The organism is Streptomyces sp. NPDC028331 (genome assembly GCF_055565775.1).
Map to the genome: position 1 here is coordinate 97,705 of NZ_JBVHTR010000006.1, position 14,819 is coordinate 112,523.

Annotated in this window: 12 protein-coding genes and 1 pseudogene; 5 read left to right on the forward strand and 8 right to left on the reverse strand. The window is 72.7% G+C overall.

Annotated elements, in window-relative coordinates; genetic code table 11:
• Nucleotides 1-345: 345 nt before the first annotated feature.
• Nucleotides 346-930 carry an Rv1733c family protein gene (locus tag ACZ4SW_RS10375; protein ID WP_468240546.1) on the forward strand — a complete coding sequence of 195 codons (585 nt, stop codon included), beginning with the start codon at nt 346-348 and terminating at the stop codon, nt 928-930.
• Between the two features lie 91 nt (nt 931-1,021).
• Nucleotides 1,022-1,987 carry an acetylxylan esterase gene (locus ACZ4SW_RS10380; protein ID WP_468240548.1) on the forward strand — a complete coding sequence of 322 codons (966 nt, stop codon included), beginning with the start codon at nt 1,022-1,024 and terminating at the stop codon, nt 1,985-1,987.
• A gap of 37 nt (nt 1,988-2,024) precedes the next feature.
• On the opposite strand, the gene ACZ4SW_RS10385 is transcribed toward ACZ4SW_RS10380, so the two are convergent.
• A complete protein-coding gene (locus tag ACZ4SW_RS10385; protein ID WP_468240550.1) occupies nt 2,025-2,750 on the reverse strand; it encodes a class I SAM-dependent methyltransferase in 726 nt (241 codons plus the stop codon).
• Between the two features lie 409 nt (nt 2,751-3,159).
• Here ACZ4SW_RS10385 and ACZ4SW_RS10390 point away from each other — a divergent pair, with 409 nt between their 5' ends.
• From ACZ4SW_RS10390 to ACZ4SW_RS10400, 3 genes and pseudogenes are all read left to right on the forward strand, one after another.
• Nucleotides 3,160-3,822 (forward strand): protein-L-isoaspartate(D-aspartate) O-methyltransferase, encoded by a 663-nt coding sequence (locus ACZ4SW_RS10390; protein WP_468240552.1) that lies wholly within the window; start codon nt 3,160-3,162, stop codon nt 3,820-3,822.
• 309 nt (nt 3,823-4,131) lie between these two features.
• A complete protein-coding gene (rho, locus tag ACZ4SW_RS10395; RefSeq protein ID WP_468240555.1) occupies nt 4,132-5,268 on the forward strand; it encodes a transcription termination factor Rho in 1,137 nt (378 codons plus the stop codon).
• Nucleotides 5,269-5,438: 170 nt separating this feature from the next.
• Nucleotides 5,439-6,251: pseudogene (locus ACZ4SW_RS10400) on the forward strand (D-alanyl-D-alanine carboxypeptidase family protein); the annotation flags it as partial.
• Between the two features lie 35 nt (nt 6,252-6,286).
• Here ACZ4SW_RS10400 and ACZ4SW_RS10405 read toward each other — a convergent pair.
• From ACZ4SW_RS10405 to ACZ4SW_RS10435, 7 genes are all read right to left on the reverse strand, one after another.
• Entirely contained in the window at nt 6,287-7,657 is a 1,371-nt protein-coding gene (locus ACZ4SW_RS10405; protein ID WP_468240557.1) for a glycosyltransferase 87 family protein, read from the reverse strand.
• A complete protein-coding gene (gene mptB / locus ACZ4SW_RS10410; protein ID WP_468240559.1) occupies nt 7,654-9,042 on the reverse strand; it encodes a polyprenol phosphomannose-dependent alpha 1,6 mannosyltransferase MptB in 1,389 nt (462 codons plus the stop codon). Before mptB ends, ACZ4SW_RS10405 begins: the two co-directional genes overlap by 4 nt.
• 122 nt (nt 9,043-9,164) lie before the next feature.
• Complete coding sequence (locus ACZ4SW_RS10415) at nt 9,165-10,094, reverse strand: glutaminase (RefSeq protein ID WP_468240562.1); 930 nt, start codon at nt 10,092-10,094, stop codon at nt 9,165-9,167.
• Between the two features lie 2 nt (nt 10,095-10,096).
• Nucleotides 10,097-11,509 carry an aspartate ammonia-lyase gene (gene aspA, locus ACZ4SW_RS10420; RefSeq protein WP_468240564.1) on the reverse strand — a complete coding sequence of 471 codons (1,413 nt, stop codon included), beginning with the start codon at nt 11,507-11,509 and terminating at the stop codon, nt 10,097-10,099.
• 37 nt (nt 11,510-11,546) lie between these two features.
• Complete coding sequence (locus tag ACZ4SW_RS10425; RefSeq protein WP_468241243.1) at nt 11,547-12,560, reverse strand: asparaginase; 1,014 nt, start codon at nt 12,558-12,560, stop codon at nt 11,547-11,549.
• Nucleotides 12,561-12,571: 11 nt separating this feature from the next.
• The gene (locus tag ACZ4SW_RS10430) at nt 12,572-14,014 is read right to left on the reverse strand and encodes an amino acid permease (protein WP_468240566.1); all 1,443 of its coding nucleotides are present in this window, start codon (nt 14,012-14,014) and stop codon (nt 12,572-12,574) included.
• A complete protein-coding gene (locus tag ACZ4SW_RS10435; RefSeq protein WP_468241246.1) occupies nt 14,011-14,688 on the reverse strand; it encodes a FadR/GntR family transcriptional regulator in 678 nt (225 codons plus the stop codon). The genes ACZ4SW_RS10430 and ACZ4SW_RS10435 overlap by 4 nt, the downstream gene beginning before the upstream one ends.
• Nucleotides 14,689-14,819: the final 131 nt, after the last annotated feature.

Genomic DNA, 14,819 nt, shown 5'->3' on the forward strand with positions numbered 1-14,819 from the left:
TGCCTCTCTCTCCTTCACTGCCGCCGTAGAGCGCAAGGAAGATCAGGGGGCGGCTATTCCCGGGCCTGCGGAGCGTTCATACGCCTGCAACGACCGGCCCGGCTCCCCGGTCCGCGGGCCCCGGCGCGGCAGCGGGCCGAGGTTTCGAGGCCACGGGTCCGGGAACTTCGCCCCCAGAGGGAGAATGGGCATAAAAGCCGCTTCACAAGCCGCTTCGTGTCGGACACGTCCCTGTCGTGGACGGTCCCGCCCCGGGCGACGGAAGGTGCCCCCGGGCCACGCGCCGAGTGGCGACGCCCGCCGCGCACCGGTCCGCCGACGGGGCACGGCGGCAGGGAGGTCGAGATGCGAACCCGGGTGCGCGGCTGGCGCTGGAAGCGCAATCCGCTGCGCCGCCGTTGTGATGTCGTCGAGGCGTGGACGGCGCTGATCGTCGCCGTGCTGCTGTGCGTCGGGGCGCCGCTCGTCGGTGCGGCCGTGGGCTGGAGGGCGTACGACCAGGGGCGCGCGACGCAGGTGACCCAGCGCGCCGAACGCCATCAGGTGGCCGCGGTGCTCGCCCAGGACCCCCCGGCCGCGGCGCCCTCGACGCAGAGCGGGAAGCAGCCCCTGTACCCGGCGAAGGTGCGCTGGAGCGAGCCGGGCAAGGGCACGCTGACCACGATCGCCGACGTCCCGGCGGGTGCGCGCAGCGGCGACCGGGTGCCGGTGTGGGTGGACTCCACGGATCGCGGGGTCGCCCCGCCGCCGAGTGACGGCGCGGTGTGGCAGCGCGCCGTGACGGCCGGTGTGTGGGCCGCGGGCGGCATGGCCGGGACGGTGCTCCTGGCCCGCGCCGTGACCAGGCGGGTCGCCGAGCGGCACCGCATGGCGGAGTGGGAGGCCGAGTGGGCCCGCACCGGGCCGGAGTGGCGGCGTCGGACGGCCTGACGCACAGCGGGTGGCGCATCGAGGTCTGGCGGGGCCCCGGTGGCCACCGTACGGTGTGATCATCCGCACCCGACGTCAAAGGTGGTCCTTCATGGCCCTGTTCGACCTCCCGCTCGACGAACTCCGCGAGTACCGCAGCGCGTCCGTCGAGCCCGCGGACTTCGACGCGTTCTGGACGAAGACGCTCCAGGAGGCCCGCGAGCACGACCTGGACGCCCGTTTCGAGCCCGTCGAGACGGGGCTGAAGACGGTCCAGGTGTACGACGTGACGTTCGCCGGGTTCGGCGGTCACCCGGTGAAGGCGTGGCTGACCGTGCCGGTCTCCGTGGAGGGCCCGCTGCCGACGGTCGTGGAGTTCGTCGGCTACGGCGGCGGGCGCGCCCTGCCGCACGAGCATCTGCTGTGGGCGTCGGCGGGTTTCGCGCACTTCGTGATGGACACGCGGGGCCAGGGCAGCGGATGGGGCGGCGGTGAGACACCGGACCCGGTGGGCAGCGCTCCGTCCTTCCCGGGGTTCATGACGCGCGGCGTCGAGGACCCCGAAAGCTACTACTACCGGCGGGTGTTCACGGACGGGGTGCGTGCCGTCGAGGCCGCCCGCGCGCATCCGCTGACCGACGCCTCCCGTACCGCGGCCCTCGGCGGCAGCCAGGGCGGCGGTATCACGATCGCGGTCGGCGGTCTCGTACCGGACCTCGCGGCCGTCGCACCGGACGTGCCGTTCCTGTGCGACTTCCCGCGCGCGACGACGATCACGGACCGGCATCCGTACCGGGAGATCGGCAGCTACCTCAAGACGCACCGCGGCCGCACCGAGCAGGTGATGCGGACCCTGTCGTACTTCGACGGCGTGCACTTCGCCGCGCGCGGCCGGGCGCCCGCGCTGTTCTCGGTGGCGCTGGAGGACCAGACGTGTCCGCCGTCGACGGTGTTCGCCGCGTTCAACGCGTGGGCGCACGAGGAGAAGGCGATCGAGGTGTACGACTTCAACGACCACGAGGGCGGCGGGGCTCACCAGCAGGCGGCCAAGTTGCGCTGGCTGCCGGCCCGTTTCTGACCGGCGGGCACGGGTCCGGCCGCGGCGCGCGGGCGGGTCAGGTGCGGGTGGCCACGATCAGCCGGCAGCGCGGGCTGCCGTCGGGCCGGTGGCCGAAGTCCGTCAGCGCCCGGTGCTCCACGGTGAATCCGGCGCGGGCCAGCTCGCGCCGGACGTCACCGAAGCGGAACGTCCGGTAGTACATCACGAACGGCGGCCGCCACAGGGCGTTGCGCACCCGCATCACGGTGTCGAAGCCGAGCAGCGCCCAGTACCAGGGCGAAGCCGGGGAGGGCAGGGCGCCGATGGGGAACACGAACCGTCCGCCGGGCCGCAGCACCGAGTGGACCTGCCGGAACAGGCCGGGCAGCTCACTCGGCAGGAAGTGCCCGAACGCGCCGAAGCTCACCGCCAGGTCGAAGGCGGGGCCGAAGGGCAGGGCGCGGGCGTCGCCACGCACCCAGGCGACGCGCGGTGGCACGTCGGACGGCACCCGGGCGCGGGCGACGGCCAGCATGCCCGCGCTGAAGTCGACGCCGGTGACGCTCTCGCGGCAGACCGTGCGCAGCACCTCGGCCCCGGCGCCCGTGCCGCAGCACAGGTCGAGTCCGTGCGCGAAGGGCCCCATCGCCTTCAGCTCCCCCGCGACGGCGTCCAGCACGGTGTCCGGGGTCCTGAACGGGGTGTGGTCGAACTTGGGCGCGAGCAGGTCGTAGCCGCGCTCGACCGACGACAGCGCCTGGACGGTCAGCTCGCGGAGGGTGGGACCGTGCGGGGAGAACATCGGCATCAGCTTACGGGGACGGATCGCCCGGCGCAGGGACACCCCGGTTCGCCGCGGCCGCAGCGGCGGGCGCAGCGGGTGGAATTGACACGCCTCTGACGAGGCGTCAGCCGAATCCTCCCGTGGTGCGACCCCGCTCCCGTCGTGCCGATCCCGCTCCCGTCGTGCCGATCCCGCTTCCGTCGTGCCGATCCCGCTTCCGCCAGTGCCGATCCCGCTCCCGTCGTGCCGATCCCGGTCACGATCCGGCCATCCGGAGAACGCCCCGCGCCCCGAGCGCGGGCCCGCGTGCCGAGGCGGTCGAGGAGGCCGGCTCCAGCGGCTCGCACTGCGCACGGGTGCCCGACCGTCGCGCCGTGCGGACACATGCGGCAGGTTACGCTGGCACTGAGGGTGAGGTGAGCCGCCCGTGGACCCCGTGCCCGGCAGGCCCGAAGATCTCGTGCGGGCCCTCAGGGCCGCCGGGATCAGGGACGAGCGGCTGCTCGAAGCCGTGCGGAGGACACCCCGGGCACGGTTCGTCCCGGCCGAGCGGGCGGACTCCGCCTACCGTGACGTACCCGTTCCGATCGGGCAGGGGCAGGTCACCACGCAGCCGTCGCTGTCCGCCGTCATGATCGAGAGCCTGGAGCTGGGCGGAGGCGAGCACGTCCTCGAGGTCGGTACCGGCCTCGGTTTCCAGACCGCGCTGCTCGCCCGGCTGGCCGGCGACGTGGTCAGCATCGAGATGCGGCCGGACATCGCCCGGCAGGCGCGCCGCAATCTGGCGGGGCAGGGCGTGCGGAACGTGGAGCTGCGGGTCGCCGACGGCAGCGGCGGTGTGCCGGACCGCGCCCCCTACGACGCGGTGATCGTGTCGGCCGCCTTTCCGGAGGTGCCCGAGCCGCTGGTCGCGCAGCTACGGCCGTCCGGGCGTCTGGTGCAGCCGATCGGGCCGGGCGGACACGAGCAGGTGGTGTGCTTCGTGCGCACCGCGTCGGGACTGCGGCAGTGGCGGATCCTGACCGCGGCCTACTTCGTCCGGCTGCGGGGGCGGTACGGCTTCCCGCCGGACGACACGGACGGCACCTGAGGCGGGAACACACCGCGCCCCCTCCGCGTTCTCCCCGGCAGAACCGCCCGGTGCTACAGTGCGGTGAGCACCTGTGTACGCCCCGTCCCGGGCGCCGGTGCCTGCTTCTCTCCGTTCGCGGTCCCGCCCGTCGTCTCCGACCGGCGCACCGGCTTTCCGCCACCACCTCGCCAGGCAGCGCGCTGTACGCCGTACCCGAGGTGCCGTTCCCGCCGCAGCGAGGCGTGATCACGCCGCCTCCCGGCCCTTCTCCCCTTCCCTCTCCTTCATCCCCCTCTTCCTCTTCCTTCCGTTCGTGAAAGGACCTCCATGACCACCACACTCGAACACCCCCCTGTCCAGCAGGAGCGAACGCCGCAGACCGTGACCGGTGTCCTCGACATCGACACCGGCGGGAAGGGTCACCTGCGGGGCGAAAGCTGCCTCGCCTCGCCCGCCGACCTCCCCGTCTCCCCCGCCCTGATCCACCGTCACGGCCTGCGCAAGGGCGACACCCTCTCCGGCACCCGCACCGGGCGCTCCCTCACCGAGGTCGAGCTGGTCAACGGCCGGACCCCGAAGGACCTGCGCGGCCGTCCGCACTTCCGCGACCTGACCCCGCTGCACCCGCACGAGCGGCTGCGGCTCGAGCACCCGGCGGCGGGCCTCGGCGGACGGGTCATGGACCTCCTCGCGCCGGTCGGCAAGGGCCAGCGCGGGCTGATCGTGGCTCCTCCCAAGACCGGCAAGACCGTGCTGCTCCAGCAGATCGCCGCGGCGGTCGCCGGCAACCACCCGGAGTGCCGCCTGATGGTGGTGCTGCTCGACGAGCGGCCCGAGGAGGTCACCGACATGCGGCGCTCGGTGCGCGGCGACGTGTTCGCCTCCACGTTCGACCGCACGCCCAGGCAGCACATCGCGCTCGCCGAACTGGTCGTCGAGCGCGCCAAGCGGCTGGTCGAGCAGGGGCAGGACGTCGTCGTCCTGCTGGACTCGCTGACCCGGTTGTGCCGGGCGCACAACAACGCGGCCTCCTCCGGTGGCCGCACCCTCAGCGGCGGCGTCGACGCATCCGCCCTGCACGGCCCGAAGCGGTTCTTCGGCGCCGCCCGTCTGACCGAGGAGGGCGGTTCCCTCACCATCCTGGCCACGGCCCTGGTCGAGACCGGATCCCGGGCGGACGAGTTCTTCTTCGAGGAGCTGAAGAGCACCGGCAACATGGAGCTGCGCCTCGACCGTGCCCTGGCCGCGCGGCGCATCCACCCGGCCGTCGACATCGCCGGGTCCGGCACCCGGCGCGAGGAACTGCTGCTGTCCGCCAGCGAGTTGTCGGCCGTTCGAGGGTTGCGGCGCGCCCTGCAGTCACAGGGGCAGTCCGCCGTGGAGACCCTGCTGGAGCGGATGCGGGCGACGCCCGGCAACGCGGCCTTCCTGCGCCAGGTCCAGCCCACGCTTCCGGCCGGCTGAATCCCCGCCGGCCGGACACGTCCCGACGTCAGGCATCCGGGTGGACGATGCCGCCACTCGGCTCACGCCGACCGGGCGGAGACGCACCGAGCGTTCCTACGGTGTCCGGTATGAGCATCGGATTCTCGTCTCGCGCCCTCGTCTCCTGCTGCGCTCTCGGTGCGGTCGCCATGGCGGCCCTGGCGCCGCTCCCCGCCGTCGCTCGCACGGGCACCGGCGCCGGCGCCCCCGGGCCCGCCGCGTCGCAGCCGCCGCTCCTGTACGGGCCCGGAACCCAGGTGCGGCCGCGCTCGGATGCCCCCGAGGTGCCGTACGTGTCGGCGCTGTCGTGGCTGGTGGCCGACGCGGACACCGGCGATGTGCTCGCCGCGCACGACGCCCACCTTCCCCTGCCGCCAGCGAGCACCCTCAAGACGCTGTTCGCGCTCACCGTGCTGCCGGCGCTGCCCGCCGGCACCCGGCACACCGTCAAGGCGCCGGAACTGCGGGGCATCGGGCCAGGCAGCAGTCTCGTCGGCGTCAAGGAGGGCCTCACCTACCGGGTGAGCGACCTGTGGAAGGGCGTCTTCCTGCACTCCGGCAACGACGCGGTGCACGTGCTGGCCGCGCTCAACGGCGGCGTGCCGGCCACCGTCCGCCAGATGCAGGCCAAGGCCCGGCAACTGGGCGCCCTCGACACCCATGTGGTCTCCCCCGACGGGTACGACGCTCCCGGACAGGTGTCGTCGGCGTACGACCTCGCGGTGTTCGGACGGGCCGGGCTGCACAATCGGGACTTCGCACGCTACTGCTCCCTCGCGGAGTCGACGTTCCCCGGTGACGGCGGGTCGTACGGGATCCGGAACACCAACCGGCTGCTGACCGGCGCGGACGGTGTCGCGCGCTACCCGGGGCTGCTCGGCATCAAGAACGGCTACACCAGCAACGCCGGCAACACCCTCGTGGCCGCGGCCCGCCACGGTGGGCGCACCCTCGTGGTGACGGTGATGAACCCTCAGCGGGGCGGCGGGCTCGCGGTCTACGAGGAGGCCCGCTCGCTGCTCGACTGGGGCTTCGAGGCCGCCGGGCGGGTGACACCGGTCGGCTCGCTGCTGCCCGAGGGCTCGCGCGCGGCGCGGTCCGGTCCCACCGCGCTGCCGACGGTGACGCCCCGCAAGGAGGACGACGCCCCGTCCGCCTGGCCGGAGGCGGCGACGCTCGCGGGCGCCGTCGGTCTCGGTACGGGCGCGGCGGTCGCGCTGGCGCTGCGGCTGCTGGGCAGGCGGCCGAAACGGGGCTGACCGACCGGCAGCCCGAGCAGCAGGCCGAGGGTGATCCAGGTGTAGGTGTTGCTGCCCACGAAGCCGTCGATCCCGGACGAGTCGTGGAACCACAGCCACACCACGCTGGTGCACAGCACCGTGTACAGGGCGGCCGCGGTGCGCAGCCGGCGTGCGTGCACCAGGACGGCGAACGACGGCAGCAGCCACACCAGATGGTGCACCCAGGTGATCGGGGAGATCAGGCAGGCGGTGAGCCCGGTGAGCGCGAAGGCGGCCCGCCAGTCCCCGGCCCGCAGCGCGCGGTGCGCGCGCCACGCCCACACCGCGAGGATCAGGACGACGGCCAGTGCCCAGGCGGCCCGGCTCGGATCGTCCGGTGCCGCCAGCCGGGCGAGGACGCCCTGCAAGGACTGGTTGGAGACATAGTCGAGGCGGCCGATGCGCGTGGTGTCCCAGACGGCGCTGGTCCAGTAGAAGTGCGAGGCGTTGGGGGTCGCCCACGCCGCCAGCAGGGTGGCGGCCCCCGCGACGGCGGTGGCGACGGCGGCGGCCCGCCATCTGCGGGCGAGCAGCAGCAGACCGATGAAGACCACCGGGGTGAGCTTGACGGCCGCCGAGAGCCCGATACCGGCCCCCGCCCAGCGCCCGCGCCCGGTGGACAGCAGCCAGGCGTCGGCGAGCACGAGCGCCAGCAGCAGGAGGTTGACCTGCCCGAAGCTGAAGGTGTCCCGGACGGGTTCGAACAGGGCCAGCGCGCAGGCGGCCAGGCCCCAGCCGAACCAGCCGTGGCGGCTCAGCTCCCGGCCGACGAGGATCCACACCACGGCGGCGAGGGCCGCCAGGTTGAACAGCAGGGCGACCGCGATCGCCGTGTGCAGGCCGACGAACGCCATCGGGAGCATGCTCAGCGCCGCGAACGGCGGATAGGTGAACCCGTACGTCGTCCCCGGCACCCGGTAGTCGTAGATGTGGCCGCCGTGGTGCACCCAGGCGTCGATGGTCCCGTAGTAGACGCGCAGGTCGAACCAGCCGCGCAGCAGCGGCACGGTGGCGGTGAAGAGGGTCACGGCGGCGGCGAGGGCGAGGACGAGGGCGAGCCGTCCCTTCTGGGTGCGCGGCGCTCTCACGCGGTCCGTCCCAGGGCCGGTGTCCGGGCGGCCTGGTGGGCCTGCCAGAGCACGACCACGGCGAGGACGCCGCCGGAGACGGCCAGCACCACCTGCGCGAGGTCGGGCGGGCCGCCGCTCGGCAGGACGGCGAGCGCCAGGACGGCGGTGGCGGCGGCCACGCGGTGGCGTACGGAGGTGCTGGGGGCCGCGGCGGCGATGAGGAACAGGCCCCACAGGGCGTACCAGGGGCGGATGGCGGGGCCGAGGACGGCGACGACGGCGAGGCTCAGGCCGAGAGCGTAGACCGGGGCGGGCCGCAGCTTCACCCAGATGACCAGCACGGCGATCCCGGTCGCGGCGACTCCGACCGTGTGCCAGGCCGGTTCCGCGAGGGGCGCGAGGCCGCTGCCGAGAGCGTCGAGCAGCCGGCCGGTGACGCGGCCCAGGATGCTGGTGGGTGACCAGTTGTGCGGGGAGACGGGGGTCCTCAGTGCGGCCACCCAGCCGTACCCGGTGCCGGCGACGGCCGTGGCGGCGATGGTGGTGGCGCACGCGACCACCGTGGTCGTCACCGTCGCCCGGACGACGCCGACGTGCCGGCGCAGCGCGATCACGGCGAGCAGGCCGAGCGCCGCCGGCGCCTTGACCAGCGCGGCGAGCGTGACCAGGACGACGCCCAGGACGTGCAGCCGGCCGCGGGCGGCGAGCAGGCCCATGCCGAGCAGGCCGAGCATGATGGCGTCGTTGTGGGCGCCGGCGACCAGGTGCAGCAGGACCAGGGGGTTGAGGGCGCCGAGCCACAGGGCGGCGGCCGGATCCGCGCCGCAGTGCCTGGCGAGCCGTGGCAGTGCGAACGCCATCAGGGCGACACCGAGCAACGCGACGAGCCGCATGCCGAGCAGCCCGGCCGGCAGTTCGCCGCGCGTCAGTCCGGACAGCGCGGAGGCGACGACGAGGAAGACCGGGCCGTAGGGGGCCGCGGTGTCCCGCCACACCGGCGCCACCTCGTCCGCGAGGGGGCCGCCGAGCCGTGCGGGCCCGTAGGCGTAGACGTCGAGGTGGGAGTGGACCATGGCGCCCTGGGCGAGATAGCTGTAGACGTCCCGGCTGAACAGCGGCGGGGCCAGGAGCAGGGGTGCCGCCCAGGTGGCGAGGACGAGCAGCAGGGCCCGCGGCGTCGGCGGTTCGGGTCCGCGGATCACCTTGCCGAGCAGGGCCCAGGCGGCGATCAGCAGGACGACACCGAAGTACACCGCCACCAGCCCGAGCGCGGCGCGCCCGGACTCGGGGGAGACCAGGTCCTCGACCGGCAGGGCCCCGGCGGTCTCACCGCCCAGTGCGAGAAAGGCGGTACCGGCCAGACCGAGGGCCTGGCAGCGGCGGAGATCGACGGGGAAAGCCATGGCCAACACTCGGGAAGCGTGTCAACACCGGGTGGCGGGAACGTGACATCCGTCCCTCGCGGGGGCGGCCTGGGTGTGACCGCCGTGTGATCGGTGGTCGCACGGCGGCACGGACGTCCCGGTCAGAACACGGACAACCCCGTCAGCGTGGTGAAGCGGTCGAGCGCAGCGACGCCCGCCACCGAGTTGCCGCGTTCGTCGAGGCCGGGGCTCCACACGCACAGCGTGCAGCGGCCCGGCACGACCGCGATGATGCCGCCGCCGACGCCGCTCTTGCCGGGCAGGCCGACCCGGTAGGCGAAGTCGCCCGCCGCGTCGTACGTGCCGCAGGTCAGCATCACCGCGTTGACCTGCTTGGCCTGGCTGCGGGTCAGCAGCCGGGTGCCGTCGGCGCGGACGCCGTGGCGGGCCAGGAACCCGGTGGCGAGGGCGAGGTCCGCGCAGGACGCGGTGAGGGAGCACTGGCGGAAGTACTGCTCGAGGAGCACCGGCACCGGGTTGCCGACGTTGCCGTAGGACGCCATGAAGTGGGCGAGGGCGGCGTTGCGGTCGCCGTGCGCGGCCTCGGAGGCGGCGACCTCCTCATCGAAACACAGGCCGGGATTGCCGCTCTCGGCGCGCAGGAAGTCGAGCAGGGTGCGGGCCGCGTCACCGGTGCGGGTGTGCAGCCGGTCGGTGACGACGAGGGCGCCCGCGTTGATGAAGGGGTTGCGCGGGATGCCGTTCTCGTACTCGAGCTGGACCAGGGAGTTGAACGGGTTGCCGGACGGCTCCCGGCCCACGTGCTCCCACAGCGCGTCGCCCTCGCGGGCGAGTTCGAGGGCCAGGGTGAAGACCTTGGTGATGGACTGGGTGGAGAACGGCTCACGCCACTCCCCCACCCCGTACACCGTGCCGTCCGGTTCGGCGAGGGCCATGCCGAAGCGGCGCGGGTCCAAGGCGGCGAGCGCCGGAATGTAGTCGGCGGACCGGCCACGGCCGGGGCGCTGCTCCATCTCTTCGGCGATGCGTTCCAGCACGGGCCGGAAGTTCACGGGCGCGTCCGTGGTCACCGTCAGACCTCCGGGGAACCGCTGCCCGCGACGACCTCGGGCCGCAGCAGCCGCTCCAGCCGTTCTGCGGGCAGCAGGCCCTTCTCCAGGACGAGTTCGGCCACGCCGCGCCCGGTGGCGAGGGCCTCCTTGGCGATGCCGGTGGCCGCCTCGTAGCCGATGTGGGGGTTGAGCGCGGTGACCAGGCCGATGGAGTTCTCCACCGCCGCCCGCAGTTCCTTCTCGTTGGCCGTGATGCCGGCGACGCACCGCTCGGCCAGGGTCAGGCAGGCCCGCTCCAGATGCGTGATGCTCTCGGAAAGGGAGTGCAGGATGACCGGCTCGAACGCGTTGAGCTGGAGCTGCCCGGCTTCCGCGGCCATGGTGATGGTGACGTCGTTGCCGATCACCTCGAAAGCGACCTGGTTGACGACCTCCGGGATCACCGGGTTCACCTTGCCGGGCATGATCGACGAACCGGCCTGCACGGGCGGCAGGTTGATCTCGTTCAGCCCCGCCCGCGGCCCGGAGGACAGGAGGCGCAGGTCGTTGCAGCTCTTGGAGAGCTTGACGGCGATCCGCTTGAGCACGCCGGACATCTGGACGAAGGCGCCGCAGTCCTGGGTGGCCTCGACCAGGTTGGCGGCGGTCACCAGGCGCAGTCCGGTGATGTCCGACAGGTGCCGGCGTGCGGCCTCGGCGTATCCGGCGGGGGCGTTGAGGCCGGTGCCGATCGCCGTGGCGCCGAGGTTGATCTCGTGGATCAGCTCCACCGCCTCCGCCAGCCGGCTGCGGTCCTCCTCCAGCATGACCGCATACGCCGAGAACTCCTGCCCCAGCGTCATCGGCACCGCGTCCTGCAACTGGGTGCGGCCCATCTTCAGCACGTCACGGAACTCCACGGCCTTGGCCGCGAAGGCGTCCTGGAGCACCGCCATCGCCCTGAGCAGCCCGCGCACCGCGTACACCGTCGCGATCTTCACGGCGGTCGGATAGACGTCGTTGGTGGACTGGCCCAGGTTGACGTCCTCGTTGGGGTGCAGGTACCGGTACTCGCCCCTGGCGTGTCCCAGCAGCTCCAGCGCCCGGTTGGCGACCACCTCGTTGGCGTTCATGTTGGTCGAGGTGCCCGCGCCGCCCTGGATGACGTCGACGACGAACTGGTCGTGCAGCTTTCCGTCGCGGATCTCGCGGCACGCCTCCACGATGGCGGCGGCCTTCTCCGGCTCCAGCAGGCCCAGTTCCTCGTTGGCCAGGGCGGCGGCCTCCTTGACGGCGGCGAGGGCGTCGATCAGGTGCGGGTAGGCGGAGATCGGCGTCCCGGTGATGGGGAAGTTCTCCTTGGCGCGCAGGGTATGGATGCCCCAGTACGCCTCGGCGGGTACGTCGCGGTAACCGAGCAGGTCGTGTTCGCTGCGGTGGGCTGCGGCGGTCATGGCTGTGCGGGCCTTCTCTCGGAGGGGGACGAGTCGGTCAGGCGGGCGTGGGGGTGAGCGGGTCGAGTGCGCGGACCGGCCGGACGCTGCCGACCGGCTCGCCGCCGCCGAGCAGCGGCTCGCCCGCGAACTCGGTGAGCGCCGCGGGGTCGACGCCGGCGCGGGCGAGGGCCGCCGCGGCGACCGGGATCCGTGCCCGGTTCGCCCCGTCGGCGATCTTCACGGCGACGGCCCGGCCGTCCGGCAGCGCGGCGACCTGGACGCCTTCGAAGCCGTCCTTGGCGAGCAGACCGGGCACGGCCCGCATCAGCGCGGCGACATCGCGCCCGGAGCCGGAGGCCATCTCGGCGTGCTCGCGCAGGGCGTGCGCCACTCGCGCCTCCGGGGTGCCGGCCGGCGCGGTGGTGATGCGGGCGGCGGCGCGGGCGAGCCCGTGCAGCGACAGGGAGAACAGGGGCGCGCCGCAGCCGTCGACGGTGACCCGGGCGATCGCCTGGCCGGTGAGGTCCTCGACGATCTCGGCGATGGCCTGCTGCAGGGGGTGGCCCGGGTCGAGGTAGCTCTCCAAGGGCCAGCCGTTGAGCTTGCAGGTGTACAGCATGGCGGCGTGCTTGCCGGAGCAGTTCTGGGCGAGCCGGGAGGGTAGGCGGCCCGCGCGGATCCAGTCGTCGCGCACGACCGGGTCGTACGGCAGGTCGGGGACGTTGCGGAGGTCGTCCTCGGTGACACCGGCCAGCTCCAGGATCCGCCGGGTGCCGGCCAGGTGCCGTTCCTCTCCGGAGTGGCTGGCCGCGGTCAGCGACAGCAGCTCCCCGTCGAGCGGAAGCCCGGCGCGCACCATGGCCACCGCCTGCACGGGCTTGAGCGCCGAGCGCGGGTAGAAGGCGGCCTCGATGTCACCGAGTTGGAACTCCACTCTTCCGTCGGCGCCGAGGACGACGACCGAGCCGTAGTGGATCCCTTCGATGACGCCACCGCGGACGAGGTGGGCGACAGGGGCGTGCAGGGGCTCCCGAATCACAGGAGCCTCGGCCACCGGACTTCCGTACAACACTGCGTGGTTCACACATTCACCTTGGGGGATTTACTGCGGCCGCCCCGGCCGCGGACGCCGTACCAGCCGGCGACGAGGGCGGCGACGATCAGCGGCAGGCACAGCACGGTGGTGCGGCCCGCGCCGCCGTCGGCGTACATCAGGACGAACACGGAGGCGAGGAAACCGAGCGTGACGATCTCGGTCCACGGGGAGCCGGGCAGGCGGTAGCCCGGGCGGGTCAGCTCACCCCTCTGCGTCTTCCGCCAGAAGAGCAGGTGACAGATCATGATCATGCCCCAGGTGGACAGGATGCCGATCGCCGCGAAGTTGAGCACGATCTCGAACGCGTCCGCCGGGACCACGAAGTTGAGGCCGACGCCGAGGACGCAGATCCCGCTGGTGAGCAGGATGCCGCCGTAGGGGACCTGGCTGCGGCTCATCACGCCGGTGAACTTCGGCGCGGAGCCGGACATCGCCATGGAGCGCAGGATGCGGCCGGTGGAGTACAGGCCGGAGTTGAGCGAGGACATGGCCGCGGTGAGGACGACGAGGTTCATCACGCCGCCGGCCGCCGGGACGCCGATGTGGGACAGGACCGTCACGAAGGGGCTCTCACCGGCGGAGTACTTGTTCCACGGCAGCAGCATCGACAGCAGGACGACCGAGCCGACGTAGAACAGGCCCACGCGCCACATGATCGAGTTGATCGCCTTCGGCATGATCTTCTCGGGGTTCTCGGTCTCGCCTGCGGCGACGCCGACCAGCTCCACGGAGGCGTAGGCGAAGACGACGCCCTGGATGATCAGCAGCATCGGCAGCACGCCGTTGGGGAAGACGCCGCCGTGGTCGGTGATCAGGGACACGCCCGGGGCGTTGCCGTCGACCTTGTGCTGGGTGACCAGCAGGAAGATGGCGATCGCCATGAAGACCACGAGCGCGCTGACCTTGACGATGGCGAACCAGAACTCCAGTTCGCCGAAGATCTTCACCGAGATGAGGTTCACGGTGAGGACCACGGCCAGGGCGATGAGTGCGATGACCCACTGCGGGATGTCGGAGAACAGGCCCCAGTAGTGGGTGTAGGTGGCCACGGCGGTGATGTCGGCGATGCCGGTGGTCGCCCAGTTGAGGAAGTACATCCAGCCGGCGGTGTACGCGCCCTTCTCGCCCAGGAACTCCCGGGCGTAGGACACGAAGGCGCCGGACGAGGGCCGGTACAGGACGAGTTCGCCGAGCGCGCGCACCACCAGGAAGGCGAAGACGCCGCAGACCGCGTACGCGACGAACAGGGAGGGGCCGGCGTCGGCGAGGCGGCCGCCGGCGCCGAGGAAAAGGCCGGTGCCGATGGCACCGCCGATGGCGATCATGTTGACGTGCCGGGACTTCAGGGACTTGCTGTAGCCCGCGTCTCCGGCGTCGACGTGACCGGACGATGGGCGCGTCTCTTCTTTGAGGTGCTGTTCGCTCACGCCTCTGGTCCGCCTTCCGTGGGGAGATCCGTGCGCCGGGGGCGCAGGATGTCGGTGAGGGTGGTCTCGACGCGGTCGAGGTGGTGGGCCATGGCCGCCACCGCGTCGTCTTCGGAACCGTCCGTCAGCGCCTCGACGATCGCCCGGTGCTCCCGGTTGGACTGCTCGCGCCGGCCGCCCAGTTCGTTGAGGAAGGCCGACTGACGCGCCAGTGCGTCGCGGATCTCCTCGATGACCCGGCGGAAGACCGGGTTCTGGGCGGCCTCGGCCACGGCGAGGTGGAAGAGGGTGTCCATCGCGACCCACGCGGTGGTGTCCGTCTCCCGCTCCATCCGGTCCAGCAGATGGGCCAGGTGGTCCAGGTTCTCCGGGGTGCGGCGCAGCGCCGCGTACCCGGCGACCGGGATCTCGATGTGCCGGCGCACCTCCAGCAGGTCGCTCGCCGCGTAGTCGCCGAAGGTGGGGTCATCGACGGCGTTGGCGACGACGAAGGTGCCCTTGCCGGTCCGGGAGACGGTCAGCCCCATGGTCTGCAGCGCCCGCAGGGCCTCGCGCAGCACGGGGCGGCTCACCTCGAGGGTGCGGCACAGCTCGGCCTCGGAGGGGAGCTTGTCACCGATGGCGTACTCGCCGCGCTCGATGGCGCCGCGAAGGTGGGTGAGGACCGCTTCCATCGCGCTGACGCGCCGCGGGCCCGGACCACCTGTCTGGCTGTCTGACAGGTTCACGGTGGTTGATCCTCCGGGTAACGGGACGGGGCTGTCAAGGGGCGTGGTAAGGAAACTTTCAGGGGCCGGGAGGCCTG

Excerpts from the sequence above, each read along its gene's own strand:
- ACZ4SW_RS10375 (WP_468240546.1), top strand. The coding sequence starts at position 346 with ATGCGAACCCGGGTGCGCGGCTGGCGCTGGAAGCGCAATCCGCTGCGC.
- ACZ4SW_RS10380 (WP_468240548.1), top strand. The coding sequence starts at position 1,022 with ATGGCCCTGTTCGACCTCCCGCTCGACGAACTCCGCGAGTACCGCAGC.
- ACZ4SW_RS10385 (WP_468240550.1), bottom strand. The coding sequence starts at position 2,750 with ATGTTCTCCCCGCACGGTCCCACCCTCCGCGAGCTGACCGTCCAGGCG.
- rho (WP_468240555.1), top strand. The coding sequence starts at position 4,132 with ATGACCACCACACTCGAACACCCCCCTGTCCAGCAGGAGCGAACGCCG.
- mptB (WP_468240559.1), bottom strand. The coding sequence starts at position 9,042 with ATGGCTTTCCCCGTCGATCTCCGCCGCTGCCAGGCCCTCGGTCTGGCC.
- aspA (WP_468240564.1), bottom strand. The coding sequence starts at position 11,509 with ATGACCGCCGCAGCCCACCGCAGCGAACACGACCTGCTCGGTTACCGC.
- ACZ4SW_RS10435 (WP_468241246.1), bottom strand. The coding sequence starts at position 14,688 with ATGGAAGCGGTCCTCACCCACCTTCGCGGCGCCATCGAGCGCGGCGAG.